The organism is Mycobacterium sp. E2699, assembly GCF_001666745.1.
GTDB lineage: Bacteria > Actinomycetota > Actinomycetes > Mycobacteriales > Mycobacteriaceae > Mycobacterium.
The window spans coordinates 260,912-274,890 of sequence record NZ_LZJH01000055.1 but is presented as its reverse complement, the minus strand read 5'-3'; the positions used below and the strand labels follow the sequence as shown (position 1 = coordinate 274,890).

The following is a 13,979-nucleotide window of genomic DNA, read 5'->3' as shown; positions in this document are numbered from 1 at the left end:
CTAGAGGCCGAGGGGTCAGGGGTAGGGATGAAGAAACTACTCGCAGGAGTGACGGCGCTGGTAACTGTCGGCGCCACAGGATTTTTCGGCGCGGGGAGGGTCTCCGCCGACGACACCCCCGTCGGCGGTCCGCCGACCCCCGGCGCGCCGGGGGACCAGACCGCGTTCGCCCTCGGGGGCGCTCACGTTCTGGGCATCCCCTACGACGAGTACATCCGCCAGGAGGGCGCCCAGTGGTTCCCCGGCCAGAAGCGCGAGATCGTCCGCTACCCGGCGGGCCAGGTTCAGGGCCATGTGCTGGAGCGGCTCTTCCCGGGCATCGGCAAGATCGGCGACGAGACCTTTCCGGGCCTGGGTCTGGACGGCCCCAGCGTCGGGGAGTCGGTCGACGTGGGCGTGGACAACCTCCTCTCGGAGCTCAAGACCGGTCGCCCGGGTACGGCGATCGGCTTGTCCGAGGGCGGCTTCGTGGTGGATGGAGCGCAGGCTCGGCTGGCCGGTGACCCCACCGCTCCGCCGCCGAACACGCTGAACTTCGCCACGTTCGGCGATCCGATCGGGCATCACGCGTTCGGTCAGAGCTTCTTGACCGCGATGTTCCCGGTCGGCAGCACGGTTCCCGCCCTCGACTACACCATGCCGCCGCCCTACGAGAGCCAGTACGACACCAACCGGTTCGTGGCCGCGTACGACTCGATCGCGGACTTCCCGGACCGGCCCGACAACTTGTTCGCCTTCGCCAACACGCTGATGGGCCTTGCCACCGGTCACACCGCGGTGGCCTTCACGAACCCGAGCATGGTGCCGCCGCAGAACATCAGAACCACCATCAACTCCCGGGGTGCGAAAGACACGACGATCATGGTCCCGGAGAAGCACCTCCCGCTGGTCATGCCGCTGAAATACATCGGGATCCCGGAAGACACGCTGAACAAACTCGACGCGATCCTGATCCCGCGGGTGAACGCCGGCTATTCGCGCAACGACGATCCGGCGACGGCCCCCATTCAGGTGGACCCGGTGCACGGCTTCGACCCCGCGGAGGTCACCGCGCCGGCCAACCAGGCGACATTCGGCGGCGGCGCCGACCCGTTCTCGCAGATCCTCGCCGGTGCCACGTCCGTGTTGTCCCACGGCGCGGGACAGGCTGACCACTGAATCCGACGCACGCATCGGACAGATCAGTACGGAAGTAACGTGACACCACCGCCTCAGTCCTCCGTGCTCTCGATGCTGCACGCGCGCGCCAGCCTGCGGCCGAACGACGTAGCGTTCACCTTCACCAACTACGACGACGATTGGGCCGGCGTACCCGAGAGGCTCACGTGGTCGCAGTTGTCCCGCCGCACATTCAACGTGGCGCGCGAACTGGCCCACCATGGCGCTGCCGGAGACCGGGCGGTGATCCTGGCGCCCCAATCCCTCGATTACATCGCGGCGTTCCTGGGCTCCATGCAGAGCGGGCTCATCGCCGTCCCGCTCCCGTTGCCGCACCGCGGGGCGACCCATGAGCGGGTGGGCGCGGTCCTTGCCGACACGTCACCCGCCATCGTCCTCACGACGTCGGCGGTCGCGGAAGACATCGCCGAATACGTCGATCAGGCACGCCTGGAGGCCGTCCCGAAGATCCTGGAAATCGACGCGCTGAATCTGGACGCCGATGGCGGAACGGGCAGTCGGACAGCCGATTTGCCGAGCACGGCCTATTTGCAGTACAGCTCGGGTTCCACCCGGCTGCCGACCGGGGTGATGATCTCGCACCGCAACCTGCAGGTGAACTTCGAGCAGTTGATGCGCAGCTTCTTCGCGGACTCCAACGTCAAGGTCCCGACGGACACCGCGATCGTTTCGTGGTTGCCCTTTTACCACGACATGGGTTTGGTGCTGGGGGTCTGCGCCCCGATCCTCGGCGGCTATCGCGGCGAGCTGACGAGTCCGGTCGCGTTTCTGGAGCGCCCGGCCAGGTGGGTGCAAGCATTGGCGAGGAACCCGCACACGTTTTCCGCGGCGCCGAACTTCGCGTTCGACCTGGCCGCCCGCAAGACCACCGACGCCGACCTGGCCGGGCTCGACCTCGCGGGGGTGCTGGGCATCATCAGCGGTGCCGAACGGGTGGAGCCGGCGACGTTGCAGCGCTTCGTTGACCGGTTCGCCCACTTCAACTTTCGGGACCACATGGTGCGTCCGTCGTATGGCTTGGCGGAGGCGACCGTCTTCGTGACTGCCGGCACCTGGAGCGACACGTCGGGCGCGGTTGAGTTCGACGCCGAGGAACTGTCCGCCGGCCGCGTCCGGCCGTGCGCGGCCGGGACCGGCACGGCGCTGGTGAAATACACAGTGCCGCAATCGCCCACGCTGCGCATCGTCGACGGCGACACCGGTCGCGAGTCCCCACCTGGCGCGGTCGGTGAGATCTGGATACACGGCCCCAACGTCGCCGACGGCTACTGGCGCAAACCGCCCGAGGAGCAGCGCTGCTTCGGCGCCGTGCTCGTCGACCCGTCGCCGGGCACCCCCGACGGTCCCTGGCTGAGGACCGGCGACCTCGGGTTCATCTTCGAAGGGGATCTGTTCATCGTCGGCCGCATCAAGGATCTGCTGATCATCCGCGGGCGCAATCACTACCCGGAGGACATCGAGGCCACGGTCCAAGCGATCACGGGTGGTCGGGTCGCGGCGATCTCGGTCCCGGTGAACAGCACCGAGACGCTGGTCACGGTGATCGAGCTGAAGAAGCGCGGCGCTTCCGACGAGGAGGCGATGCGCTGGCTCAGCAGCGTCAAGAGCGACGTCACCTCGGCGATATCCAACGCGCACGGGCTGAACGTCGGGGACCTCGTCCTGGTGCCACCGGGGTCGATTCCCACCACGACGAGCGGCAAGATCCGGCGCGCCGCGTGTGTCGAGCAGTACCGCCAGGACCAGTTCGCCCGATTGGACGCCTAGGCCCGAAGTCCGGAGCGCGGTTGCACATAATGAGTCAACCGCACCGGCAAAGGAGCCCCCCGATGAGCACAGCCACCACCGCAGACCGTCCGTTTCGCGTGATCCAATGGACGACCGGCAACATCGGGCGGCGATCGCTGCACGCCATCATCGGCCGACCGGACATGGAACTGGTCGGGGTGTACGCGCACGGCGCCGAAAAGGTGGGCGTCGACGCCGCCGACCTGTCCGGGTGGCCGGAGCCGACCGGGGTCAAGGCCACCGATGACATCGACGCGCTGCTGGCACTGCGGCCCGACGCCTGTTGCTATAACCCGTTGTGGCCCAACGTCGATGAGCTCGTGCGGTTGCTGGAGTCGGGCGTCAACGTGTGCACCAGCGCCGCCTGGATCACCGGCGGCAAGCAGACTCCGGAGGACCGCAGGCGCATCGTCGACGCCTGCGAACGGGGCGGTTCGACCATATTCGGCAGTGGGGCGCACCCCGGGATGACGAACATGGTCGGCATGGTGCTGTCCGCGTCGTGCGAGCGCGTCGACGAGATCCGCATCACCGAGTCCGTGGACTGCTCCACCTACGAGTCGGCGGAAACCCAGACGGCGATGGGGTTCTCGCAGGATCCTGACACACAGGGGCTGGCCGAGAGCGTCCGGCGAGAGAGCGAGGTCTTCGCGGAATCGGCGGCGATGATGGCCGACGCGATCGGCGCCAAGCTGGACCGGATGACGTTCGACGTCACCTTCACCGCGGCCACCGCCGACTCCGATCTGGGCTTCATGAAGATCCCGGCCGGAACGGTCGGCGGCGTCTACGGCTACCACCGCGGCTGGGAGGGTGACCGCAACGTCGTCAGCGTCGGATTCAACTGGACGATGGGCAATCACGTGGTGCCGCCCAAGCCCCTCGAACACGGCCACGTCATCCAGGTGTTCGGGCTGCCCAACATGCGCACCGTGCTGCACTGCCTGCCGCCGAAGGATTGGCCGGAGCCCGGATTCATGGGGCTGGGCATGATCTACACCGCAATGCCGGTTACCAACGCGGTGCCGGCCGTCGTCGCCGCCAGGCCCGGGATCGTCACGCTCGCCGACCTCCCACCGGTCACCGGCCGGGTGGCCCGCTGACCGGTGTCGGTCGTCACAAAGGCGGCACCCACAGGAACGGTTCCGTGCACTACGGTTTACGATGCTTAGCTGAGCAATGTATCGGCGAACCGGCGTTGTCGGTGACGCCGGCGGTCCGCAGGGCGAGCGGAAGGCGGTCAAGGTGAAGGCCCTAACCCGGGCGCTCAGACGAGCGTGGATTCCGCTGGTGTTGGTGGTCGTGCTCGCCGTCTCGACCCTGGTCGTCTCGCGCCTACACAGAATCTTCGGGTCCCAGGACCTCAACGCGAATGCCGGCAAGGGAATCGAGATCGTGCAGTTCAACCCGAAGGTCGTCGTCTACGACGTCTCCGGCCCGCCGGGATCCACCGCGAACATCAACTACTGGGACGAGAACGCCAACACCCACCAAATCAACAACGCCCCGCTGCCCTGGTCGACCACCATCTCCACCACTCTTCCCTCGGTGAGCGCCAACATCATGGCGCAAAGCGACGGCAGCCGGATCGGTTGCAAGATCACCGTGGACGGCATCGTCCGCGACAGCCAGAATTCCGACGGCCACAACGCCCAGACCTTCTGCCTGGTGAAGTCCGCATGACCGACATCGAAAAGGATTCCGGCGCCAGAAGCGCCGCAGACGACGAAGTCACGGGTCCCATCACGACCAAGAGGCCCAGCATGGCGGATCGCGGCCACCGCCCCTATCTCCCCCACGCGATCCGCATCTTCGCGATACCGATCATCGTGGCCTGGGTGGCCATCACCGTGTTGGTGAACGTCATCGTTCCCACGCTGGAAAAGGTCGGCGAGGCGCATTCGGCGCCGATGGCGCCGCTGGACGCGCCGTCGATGAAGGCGATGATGCGGATGGGCCACAACTTCCGCGAATTCGATTCCAACAGCACGGTGATGATCGTCCTGGAGGGCCAGCAACCCCTTGGGCCCGACGCACACCAGTACTACGACAAGCTGATTCGACAGCTCCGCCAGGACCCCAAGCACATCGAGCACATCCAGGACTTCTGGGGTGACCGGTTGACGGCGGCGGGCGCACAGAGCGCCGACGCCAAGGCCGCCTATGTGCAGATAAACCTTGCCGGTAATCAAGGCACCACCCTGGCCAACGAGTCCGTGGACGCCGTCCGCAAGGTGATCGACGAGAACAGGGCGCCACCCGGCGTGCAGGCCTACGTCACCGGTCCCGCCGCGCTGTCCGACGACATGCACATCATCGGCAACGCCAGCCTGGCCAAGATCACGCTGTTCACGCTGGGCGCCATCGCGATCATGTTGCTGCTGGTGTACCGGTCCATCGTCACCACGCTCGTGCAGCTGTTCATGACCTTTGTCGCCCTGGCGTGTTCGCGGGGAGTGGTCGCTGTTCTGGCCTACCACAACGCATTCGGGCTCACCACCTTCGCCGCCAACATCCTCACCATGCTGGCGATCGCCGCCGGAACGGACTACGGCATCTTCCTCGTCGGCCGCTACCAAGAAGCATTGGCCGCCGGTGAGGATCGAGAAAGCGCGTACTACACCACATTCAAGGGCGTGGCTCCCGTCGTCTTGGGCTCGGGCCTGACGATCGCCGGGGCGACCTATTGCCTGAGTTTCTCGCGGTTGCCCTGGTTCAACACCATGGGCGCCCCCGTGGCGATCGGCATGCTGGTCGTGGTCGCGGCCGGGCTGACGCTGGGGCCCGCCGTTGTCTTCGTCGGCAGCCGCTTCCACCTCTTCGAAAGGCAGGCCAAGCGTGGCCGGCTGTGGCGGCGGGTGGGCACCGCGGTTGTGCGTTGGCCCGCACCGGTTTTGGCCGTCAGTGCCGCGGTCGTCCTGGTCGGCATGATCGCCCTGCCGAGCTACCACACGAGCTACAACGACCGCCATTACCTGCCGTTGTCGGCCCCGTCCAATCAAGGGCAAGAGGCGGCGAACCGGCATTTCTCCGAGGCGCGAATGAATCCCGACCTCTTGATGGTCGAGTCCGACCACGACATGCGAAACCCGGCCGACATGCTGGTGCTGGACCGGGTGGCCAAGAACGAGATGCGCACGCAGGGCATCGCCATGGTCCAGGACATCACGCGGCCACTGGGGATCCCGATCCAGCACAGCTCGATTCCTTTCCAGAACAGCATCCAGAGCCAGACGACGATGCAGAACATGAGCTTCCTCAAGGAGCGGATCGCCGACATCCTGAGGATGGCCGACGATCTGCAGACCCAGATCGACACCACGCAACGCCAGTACGAGGTGTCGCTGGACCTGGCCAACGCCGCCGACGACAGCGCAAAGACCACCGAGGTGACCTCGCAGATCACCGACAAGTTGCGCGACCACATCGCGGATTTCGACGACACCTTCCGGCCGATACGTAGCTACTTCTACTGGGAGCGGCACTGCTACGACATCCCGTTGTGCATCGGCATACGGTCACTCTTCGACACGTTCGACGGCTTCGACCAGCTCGCCGAGCAGTTCCACTACCTCACCGCCGACATCGCGCACACCGCCAAGGCCACACACGACCTGAATGCGCTGTTCCCCGTACTGATCTCGACGCTGAAGAACACCAGGGCCATCACGCTGACGCTCTACCAGACGTTCAAGGCGATGATCGATCAGATGGAGGCGATGAGCAACACCGCCATCGTGATGGGGCAGAGCTTCGATCAGTCCAAGAACGACGACTTCTTCTATTTGCCGCCGGAGGCCTTCGACAACCCCGACTTTCAGACGGGCCTGCGCATGTTCCTGTCGCCGGACGGTAAGTCGGCCCGGTTCTTCATCACCCATCAGGGCGATCCGATGACGCCGGAGGGCATCGCACGGGTCGACGCCGAACGCACCGCAGCGCAGGAGGCGTTGAAACAGTCCTCGCTGTCGGACGCCCGGGTGTATCTCGGCGGAACCGCCGCGACGTTCCGGGACATGGCCGACGGCGAGAAATACGACCTGATGATCGCCGTGGTGTCGGCCCTGACGCTGATCTTCATGATCATGCTGCTGCTCACCCGCAGCGTGGTGGCCGCGCTGGTGATCGTCGGCACCGCGGCCAGTTCGATCGCCGCATCATTCGGGCTCTCGGTGCTGATTTGGCAGGATCTGTTCGGCATCAGGATTCACTGGATCGTGATGGCGCTGTCGGTCATCATCCTGCTGGCCGTCGGATCTGACTACAACCTGCTGCTGGTGTCGCGGTTCAAAGAGGAAATTCATCACGGGCTCAAGACGGGGATCATCCGATCGATGGCCGGCACCGGCGGGGTGGTGACGGCCGCGGGCCTGGTGTTCGCCTTCACGATGGCGTCCATGCTCGGCAGCAACCTACGGGTGCTGGGGCAGTTCGGGTCCACGGTGTGCATCGGTCTGCTGCTCGACACCCTGATCGTGCGCACCCTGCTGATGCCGTCGATCGCCACCCTGCTCGGACGCTGGTTCTGGTGGCCGCTCGTTGTTCACCCGCGCGGTGACTACGGGCGTCCCCGAGCCGTGACGGCGCCGGTGGCGTCAGCCGCCAGGAGCTAGTTCCACGCACACGGCGACGGCGCCGGCGCCGACGTGCAGCGCGAGCACCGGACCCAGCGGGGTGATGATCGCCGGCTCACACGCCGGTAACCGCTCCGCCAGCGCCGCCGCGACCTCCTTCGCGCCGTCCGGATTGGCGACATGGTGCACCGCCAGGGCGGCGGCGCCGTCGCCGACGAGCTCGCAGACCCGGTCGATCATCGCCGACGTCGCGTGGGTGACGGTGCGAACACGTTGGGCCAGAACGAGTTTCCCGTCATCGATGCGCAGCAGCGGCTTGAGCGCCAGGGCGGTGCCGAGCCACGCCTTGGCCCCACCGATCCGCCCGCTGCGACGCAGGTTGTCCAGCCGGTGGACCACCACGAAGGCGTGCCCACGCGACACGGCGGACGTCGCGGCGCCGGCGACCGCCTCCAGGCCGCCGCCCGCGGCCGCCGCGCGGGCGGCGGCCAGCGCGACGAAACCGGTGCCCATCGCCGCCGAGCGCGAGTCGACGACGCGCACTTTCGGGTCGAGGTCGGCGGCCGTCCGCTGGCCGGCGCCACAGGTGCCCGACAGCGCCGAGGAGATGTGCACCGCCACCACACCGTCGCCCGCGCTGTCGGCCAGCGCCTGCTGGTAGGCGTTGGCCAATTCCGCGGGGGTGGCCGCCGCGGTGGTGGCGTGCTGCTTGTAGATGTCCTCGGGGACGTCGTCGATGCCGTCGCGCAGATCGCGACCGTCGAGCAGGATGTGCAGCGGAACCACTCGTATCGACCACTTTTCGAGCAGGTCGGCGGGCAAGCGCGCCGACGCGTCGGTCACCACCACGACGGACATGGCGCTACCCGCGAGGCTTCTCGTTCGATACTTCAGCTTTCTGCAATGCTCCGGCCAGCGCCTTGAGCATCAGCTCGGCGACCGCCTGGTGTGCTTCGAAATTCCAATGGATGCCGTCGGGATTGCCGCGGCCGCTCATGACGTGTTCTGCCACAGCGGCTTTGAGATCGACCAGCGGGATATCGTGTCGCTCCGCCCATTCGGTGATCGCGGCCACCGTCCCGGGCCGGCCGTGATGCGCCTTGCCGTAGGTCTCGGCGATGTGCACCGACGGCAGCGACGCCACGATCGGGATCCCTGGGCGATTGAAATCGATTGCACCGCGGGTCTGTTCGAGGTATTCGGCGCTCAGGTGCGGCGGCAAGGCCGGCCTCGCCACCGGCGAAAGCCGAGGCTGCAGCCAGGCGTAGCCATCGCGGGCCCAGCGGCGCAGCCACGGCGGCCGCACATAGCGGATCAGTTCGCGCAACGCGGTCGGCAATACCGACGGCAGCGAATCCATCCCGCCGGTGGCGAAGATCACCGCGCCCGCCCTGGGCAGCGCCGCCCACGCCCGCGGGTCCTGGGTCGCCGCCCACCAGATGTCACGGCAGGTCCAGCCGATGCGGCCGATCAGCTCGACATCCCAGTCCAGTTGTGCGGCAACGATATTGGGCCAGATGCGCGGATCGTCGGCGGGCAGCCCGCCGGTGGGCCCGTAGTAGGCCAGTGAGTCGGCGAACACCAGCAGGGTGGGCCGGGACCCGCGCTCGGGGGAAGGCTCAGAGGACATCGTTGGACACCTGCGCCGAAGCGTTCCATACATCCAGACGCCAGCGGATGGCATCGAAATCGGCGCCGGCCCCCCAATCCTCGGAGTGGCCGGACAGCTGCACCCAGCTCGCGTTGCCCATGCCGCCCAGAATCGGCCAGTTGGCGACGGGAAGCCGCAGCAGCGCGGCCGACAGGGCGGCGATCAGCCCCCCGTGAGCGACCAGCACCACCGGCCGATCCGGGTGGTTCGGGTCGCCCCACTCCGACTCCCCCGAGACCAGTTCGGCGACCAACGGCAGGCTGCGGGCGGCCACGTCGACCCTGCTCTCCCCGCCGTGCGGCGCCCTCGTCGCGTCCTCCCGCCAGGCCAGTCGGGCACCCGGGGCCTCGACGTCGATCTGCCCGTGCGTCAGGCCCTGCCAATCGCCGAGATGGGTTTCGCGCAGCCGGTCGTCCACCCAGACCTTCAGCCCGGTGCGCTCCCCCAGCCTGATCGCGGTGTCGTAGGCGCGCCGCAGGTCCGACGAAACGATCAGCAGCGGCTGCAGCTTGCCCAGCACCTCGGCGGCGGCCACCGCCTGCGCGCGGCCCAGGTCGCTGAGCTCGGTGTCCAGCTGGCCCTGCATCCGGCTCCCGAGATTGAAATCGGTCTGCCCGTGCCGCAACATCACCAGCCGTCTGATTCTCATTGCGCCCTCACTGCGCGCTCGCCGACTCGTCGGGGCCCCGGTCGGCCTCGTCCAGGTCCACCGGCACCACCGGGCAATCGCCCCACAGCCGGTCCAGGGCGTAGAAGTTGCGATCGTCCTGATGCTGGATGTGCACGACGATGTCGCGGTAGTCCAACAGCGTCCAGCGCCCCTCCCGGGCGCCTTCGCGGCGCGCCGGGCGGTAGCCCGCCTTGCGCATCTTCTCCTCGACCTCGTCGACGATCGCGTTGACCTGCCGTTCGTTGGACGCCGAGGCGATGACGAAGCAGTCCGTGATCACCAACTGGCCCGACACGTCGATGACCAGCACGTCGTCGGCCAGCTTCGAGGCGGCAGCGCTGGCGGCCACGGTCGCCATGTCGATCGCTTCCCGGGTGGCGGTCACGTGTCGTTCCCGGCGGCCAGGGTGGTTTGGCGCGTGCGGTACAGCCGGCGCTTGGAGACGTACTGCACCACACCGTCGGGCATCAGGTACCACAGCGGGCGGCCGTCCTCGGCCCGGGCGCGGCAGTCGGTCGACGAGATCGCCAGCGCCGGGATTTCGACCAGGCTCAGCGCGTCCTCGGTCAGTTCGCCGAGCACGCCGGTGATGTGTTCGCGCCGCAGGTCGTAGCCGGGCCGGCTGACGCCGACGAAGCGCGCCAGCCCGAACAGCTCTTCCCAGCCCTGCCACGACAGGATGGATTCCAGGGCGTCGGCGCCGGTGATGAAATACAGCTGCGATTCCGGGTTGAGGGCGTGCAGATCCCGCAGGGTGTCCCGGGTGTAGGTGGGACCGCCGCGGTCGATGTCGACCCGGCTGACCGAGAACCGGGGATTGGACGCGGTCGCGATCACCGTCATCAGATACCGGTCCTCGGCGGCGGAGACGTGCCGGCTCTTCTGCCACGGCTGGCCGCTGGGCACGAACACCACTTCGTCGAGGTCGAACAGGTCGGCGACCTCACTCGCGGCAACCAGGTGGCCGTAATGGATGGGGTCGAACGTCCCACCCATCACCCCGAGCCTGCGAAGCTGCGTTTGCACGATGTGCCAGCTTACTTGAGCGTTCGAGTCCGGCTCGGATGACGTCAGCCGGACAATGGTAATCTCTGGGCATGCGCGCAACCATCGATAAGGCAGGTAGATTGGTTATCCCCAAGGTGCTGCGCGACCATCTCGGGCTGCAACCCGGCGAAGTGGAGGTGACGGCCGACGGCGCCGGTCTGCGCGTCGAGCCGCTGGCCGATGGCCCCCTGGAAGAGCGAGACGGGCGTCTTGTCATACCCGCGGGCGGCGTCGACATCGACGACGCCCTCGTGCAGGCATTGCGCGATGCCGACCAGCGCTAGCACCACCGCGGTGCTCGTCGACACCAGCGTCGCCGTCGCCCTGGTGGTCGCGGACCACGAACATCACGAGGACACCTTCCAGGCGCTGCGCGGCCGCGCCCTCGGTCTGGCCGGCCACGCCGCATTCGAGACCTTCTCCGTGCTCACCCGGTTACCGCCCCCGGCGCGGCGGACCCCCGCGACGGTCACGCAGCTGCTGACCCGAACGTTCCCCGAGACGAGGTTCCTCGGGGCTCGCGCCGCCGCAGCGCTGCTCGCGGCGCTCGGATCAGCCGGGATCGCCGGCGGCTCGGTTTACGACGGGCTTGTCGGCGCGGCCGCCAACGAGCACCGGCTCACACTCGTGACCCGCGACCGGCGGGCACTCGAGATCTATCGCCGGCTCCAAGTCGAGGTCGAGCTACTGGCCTGACGCGGCGCCGCTGGCGTGCACCTCACACGGGCAGCAGCTGGTCGATCACCGCGGCCAACTGCTTGGCGGACCGGCATTCGTGCATCGTGATGACCTCTTGGTAGCGCGGCACCGCCGAGTCGCCGCTGCCCCACAGGTGCCTGGGTTCGGGGTTGAGCCAGTGCGCGTGCCGGCTCGCGGTCACCATGTGCGCCAGCAGCTCGGTCTCGGGATTGCGGTAGTTGGTGCGGCCGTCGCCGAGCACCAGCAACGAGGCGCGCGGCGACAGCACGTTGGGGAACGCCTGCGCGAACGACGCGAACGCGTTGCCGTAGTCGGAATGCCCGTCGCGGCTGTACACCCCGGCCTCCCGGGTGATCCGCTGGATCGCCACGGCCAGGTCGGCCTCGGGCCCGAACATGTGGGTCACCTCGTCGGTGGTGTCGATGAAGGCGAACACGCGGACCCGCGAGAACTGTTGGCGCAGCGCGTGCACCAGCAACAGGGTGAAGTGGCTGAACCCCGCGACCGACCCCGAGACGTCGCAGAGCACCACCAGTTCCGGGCGCGCCGGGCGGGGCTTGGCCAGCACCACGTCGATCGGCACCCCGCCGGTGGACATCGATTTGCGCAGCGTCTTGCGCAGGTCGATCACCCCGGCGCGCGAGCGTCGCCGGCGGGCCGCCAGCCGGGTCGCCAGGGTGCGGGCCAGCGGCGCCACCACCCGTTGCATCTGGCGGAGTTGTTCGCCCGAAGCGCGCAGGAACTCGACGTTCTCGGAAAGCTGTGGGATGCCGTACATCTGGACGTGGTCGCGGCCGAGCTGTTCGGCGGTGCGGCGTTTGGTCTCGGCGTCGACCATCTTGCGCAGCTGCGTGATCCGCTGCGCGGCAAGGGCTTTGGCGATCTGCTCCTGGCTGGGGGTGGGCTCGTCGCCGTACGGGGCGAGCAGGCCCGCCAGCAGCTTGCCCTCCAGTTCGTCCAGCGCCATCGCCTTGAGCGCCTGATACGACGAGAACGACGGGCCGCGGCTGGAGCTGTACTTGCCGTAGGCCTCCACGATCCGCGCGACCATCGCCACCAGGCGCTCGTCCATGTCCGCGAGGTCGGGGTTCTCGTTGAGCAGGTCCAGCAGCATCTGGCGCATCGCTTCGACGTCATCGGCGGGCAAGGAGTCGTCCTGCGCCCCGCCGGCGTCCTCGTCGGTCACGACGGCGCGGGCGCCCAACGCCGCGGGGAACCACAGGTCGAACATCGCGTCATAGGTGTCGCGATGATCGGGGCGGCGCAACACCGCGCAGGCGATGCCCTCGCGCAGCACCTCGCGATCGGACAGGCCGAGGGTGGCCATCACCCGGCCGGCGTCCACGGTCTCCGACGGCCCCACCGAAATCCCGGCCCCGCGAAGGGCTTCCACGAACCCGACCAGGTGGCCCGGCAGCCCGTGCGGGGCCAGCGGGCGGGTGGGGCGGATGCGGCGGGCCACTAATTGAGCCTCAGTTCCCCGGACGCGCGCTGCTGATCGGACTGGTGCTTGAGGACCACGCCCAGCGTGGCGGCGACGACCGCGTCGTCGATCGTGTCCAGGCCCAGCGCGAGCAGCGTGCGGCCCCAGTCGATCGTCTCGGCGATGGACGGCACCTTCTTCAGTTGCATCCCGCGCAGCACGCCGATGATGCGCACCAATTCCTCGGCCAGGTGCGCCGGCAGCTCGGGGACGCGCGACAGCAGGATGCGCCGCTCCAGGTCGGGGCTGGGGAAGTCGATGTGCAGGAAGAGGCACCGCCGCTTGAGCGCCTCGGACAGTTCGCGGGTGGCGTTGGACGTCAGCAAGACGAACGGGGTCCGCTCCGCGGTGATGGTGCCCAGCTCCGGGACGGTCACTGCGAAGTCGGACAGCACCTCGAGCAGCAGGCCCTCGATCTCGATGTCGGCCTTGTCGGTTTCATCGATGAGCAGCACCGTGGGCTCGGTGCGCCGGATCGCGGTCAGCAGCGGCCGCTGCAGCAGGAATTCCTCGCTGAACACGTCGTCCTTGGTCTGATCCCAGTCCCCGGAGCCGGCCTGGATACGCAAAATCTGCTTGGCGTGGTTCCACTCGTACAGCGCGCGCGCCTCGTCGACGCCCTCGTAGCACTGCAGGCGCACCAGCCCGGAGCCGGTGGCCTGCGCCACGGCGCGGGCCAGCTCGGTCTTGCCGACGCCGGCGGGCCCCTCCACCAGCAGCGGCTTGCCGAGCCGGTCGGCCAGGAACACCGCCGTCGCGGTGGCGGTGTCGGGCAGATAACCGGTGTCGGCCAACCGCCGCGAGACATCGTCGATGTCGGCGAACAGCGGCGCCGGCCGGGCGGGCACACTCACAATCTCAGTTCTCCTCGAGCCTTGGTTCGGAAGG

At 67.9% G+C, this 13,979-nt stretch carries 14 protein-coding genes; 7 read left to right on the top strand and 7 right to left on the bottom strand.

Annotated features, from left to right (window positions below; genetic code table 11):
- The first annotated feature begins 27 nt into the window (after window positions 1-27).
- The 5 genes from pe (at window position 28) to A5696_RS08725 (ending at window position 7,580) form a co-directional block, all read left to right on the top strand.
- A complete protein-coding gene (gene pe / locus A5696_RS08745; RefSeq protein WP_067876434.1) occupies window positions 28-1,158 on the top strand; it encodes an acyltransferase PE in 1,131 nt (376 codons plus the stop codon).
- A 39-nt stretch (window positions 1,159-1,197) separates the two neighbouring features.
- Window positions 1,198-2,946, top strand: a complete 1,749-nt coding sequence (locus A5696_RS08740; protein ID WP_082956471.1) for an AMP-binding protein — start codon at window positions 1,198-1,200, stop codon at window positions 2,944-2,946.
- 62 nt (window positions 2,947-3,008) lie between these two features.
- Window positions 3,009-4,070 carry a dihydrodipicolinate reductase gene (locus tag A5696_RS08735; protein ID WP_067876428.1) on the top strand — a complete coding sequence of 354 codons (1,062 nt, stop codon included), beginning with the start codon at window positions 3,009-3,011 and terminating at the stop codon, window positions 4,068-4,070.
- Window positions 4,071-4,146: 76 nt separating this feature from the next.
- A complete protein-coding gene (locus A5696_RS08730; protein WP_197516919.1) occupies window positions 4,147-4,650 on the top strand; it encodes an MmpS family transport accessory protein in 504 nt (167 codons plus the stop codon).
- Complete coding sequence (locus A5696_RS08725; protein ID WP_067876424.1) at window positions 4,647-7,580, top strand: RND family transporter; 2,934 nt, start codon at window positions 4,647-4,649, stop codon at window positions 7,578-7,580. Before A5696_RS08730 ends, A5696_RS08725 begins: the two co-directional genes overlap by 4 nt.
- On the opposite strand, the gene A5696_RS08720 is transcribed toward A5696_RS08725, so the two are convergent.
- Genes A5696_RS08720 through nadD form a run of 5 tightly spaced genes read right to left on the bottom strand, consistent with a single transcriptional unit; the run spans window position 7,563 to window position 10,888 of the window.
- Window positions 7,563-8,399: a DegV family protein gene (locus A5696_RS08720; protein WP_067876421.1), complete on the bottom strand. Its 837-nt coding sequence runs from the start codon at window positions 8,397-8,399 to the stop codon at window positions 7,563-7,565. The genes A5696_RS08725 and A5696_RS08720 overlap by 18 nt on opposite strands.
- Window positions 8,400-8,403: 4 nt before the next feature.
- Entirely contained in the window at window positions 8,404-9,171 is a 768-nt protein-coding gene (gene octT, locus A5696_RS08715) for a diglucosylglycerate octanoyltransferase (RefSeq protein WP_067876418.1), read from the bottom strand.
- Window positions 9,161-9,841: a glucosyl-3-phosphoglycerate phosphatase gene (gene gpgP, locus A5696_RS08710; RefSeq protein ID WP_067876415.1), complete on the bottom strand. Its 681-nt coding sequence runs from the start codon at window positions 9,839-9,841 to the stop codon at window positions 9,161-9,163. The genes octT and gpgP overlap by 11 nt, the downstream gene beginning before the upstream one ends.
- Window positions 9,842-9,848: 7 nt before the next feature.
- Window positions 9,849-10,247: a ribosome silencing factor gene (gene rsfS / locus A5696_RS08705; protein ID WP_067876412.1), complete on the bottom strand. Its 399-nt coding sequence runs from the start codon at window positions 10,245-10,247 to the stop codon at window positions 9,849-9,851.
- Window positions 10,244-10,888 (bottom strand): nicotinate-nucleotide adenylyltransferase, encoded by a 645-nt coding sequence (nadD, locus tag A5696_RS08700; protein ID WP_082956472.1) that lies wholly within the window; start codon window positions 10,886-10,888, stop codon window positions 10,244-10,246. The genes rsfS and nadD overlap by 4 nt, the downstream gene beginning before the upstream one ends.
- A 71-nt stretch (window positions 10,889-10,959) precedes the next feature.
- Between nadD and A5696_RS08695 the strand changes: the two genes are divergently transcribed.
- Together A5696_RS08695 and A5696_RS08690 are read left to right on the top strand one after the other, a co-directional pair.
- The gene (locus tag A5696_RS08695) at window positions 10,960-11,193 is read left to right on the top strand and encodes an AbrB/MazE/SpoVT family DNA-binding domain-containing protein (protein WP_082956473.1); all 234 of its coding nucleotides are present in this window, start codon (window positions 10,960-10,962) and stop codon (window positions 11,191-11,193) included.
- Window positions 11,177-11,605 (top strand): type II toxin-antitoxin system VapC family toxin, encoded by a 429-nt coding sequence (locus tag A5696_RS08690; RefSeq protein WP_067876403.1) that lies wholly within the window; start codon window positions 11,177-11,179, stop codon window positions 11,603-11,605. Before A5696_RS08695 ends, A5696_RS08690 begins: the two co-directional genes overlap by 17 nt.
- Window positions 11,606-11,627: 22 nt before the next feature.
- Here the strand turns inward: A5696_RS08690 and A5696_RS08685 are convergent, their stop codons facing one another.
- Both A5696_RS08685 and A5696_RS08680 read right to left on the bottom strand, forming a co-directional pair.
- The gene (locus A5696_RS08685) at window positions 11,628-13,070 is read right to left on the bottom strand and encodes a VWA domain-containing protein (protein ID WP_067876400.1); all 1,443 of its coding nucleotides are present in this window, start codon (window positions 13,068-13,070) and stop codon (window positions 11,628-11,630) included.
- Window positions 13,070-13,945 carry a MoxR family ATPase gene (locus tag A5696_RS08680; protein ID WP_067876397.1) on the bottom strand — a complete coding sequence of 292 codons (876 nt, stop codon included), beginning with the start codon at window positions 13,943-13,945 and terminating at the stop codon, window positions 13,070-13,072. Before A5696_RS08680 ends, A5696_RS08685 begins: the two co-directional genes overlap by 1 nt.
- Window positions 13,946-13,979: the final 34 nt, after the last annotated feature.

Excerpts from the sequence above, each read along its gene's own strand:
- pe (WP_067876434.1), top strand. The coding sequence starts at position 28 with ATGAAGAAACTACTCGCAGGAGTGACGGCGCTGGTAACTGTCGGCGCC.
- A5696_RS08695 (WP_082956473.1), top strand. The coding sequence starts at position 10,960 with ATGCGCGCAACCATCGATAAGGCAGGTAGATTGGTTATCCCCAAGGTG.
- A5696_RS08735 (WP_067876428.1), top strand. The coding sequence starts at position 3,009 with ATGAGCACAGCCACCACCGCAGACCGTCCGTTTCGCGTGATCCAATGG.
- A5696_RS08725 (WP_067876424.1), top strand. The coding sequence starts at position 4,647 with ATGACCGACATCGAAAAGGATTCCGGCGCCAGAAGCGCCGCAGACGAC.
- octT (WP_067876418.1), bottom strand. The coding sequence starts at position 9,171 with ATGTCCTCTGAGCCTTCCCCCGAGCGCGGGTCCCGGCCCACCCTGCTG.
- A5696_RS08730 (WP_197516919.1), top strand. The coding sequence starts at position 4,147 with ATGTATCGGCGAACCGGCGTTGTCGGTGACGCCGGCGGTCCGCAGGGC.
- A5696_RS08690 (WP_067876403.1), top strand. The coding sequence starts at position 11,177 with ATGCCGACCAGCGCTAGCACCACCGCGGTGCTCGTCGACACCAGCGTC.
- gpgP (WP_067876415.1), bottom strand. The coding sequence starts at position 9,841 with ATGAGAATCAGACGGCTGGTGATGTTGCGGCACGGGCAGACCGATTTC.
- A5696_RS08720 (WP_067876421.1), bottom strand. The coding sequence starts at position 8,399 with ATGTCCGTCGTGGTGGTGACCGACGCGTCGGCGCGCTTGCCCGCCGAC.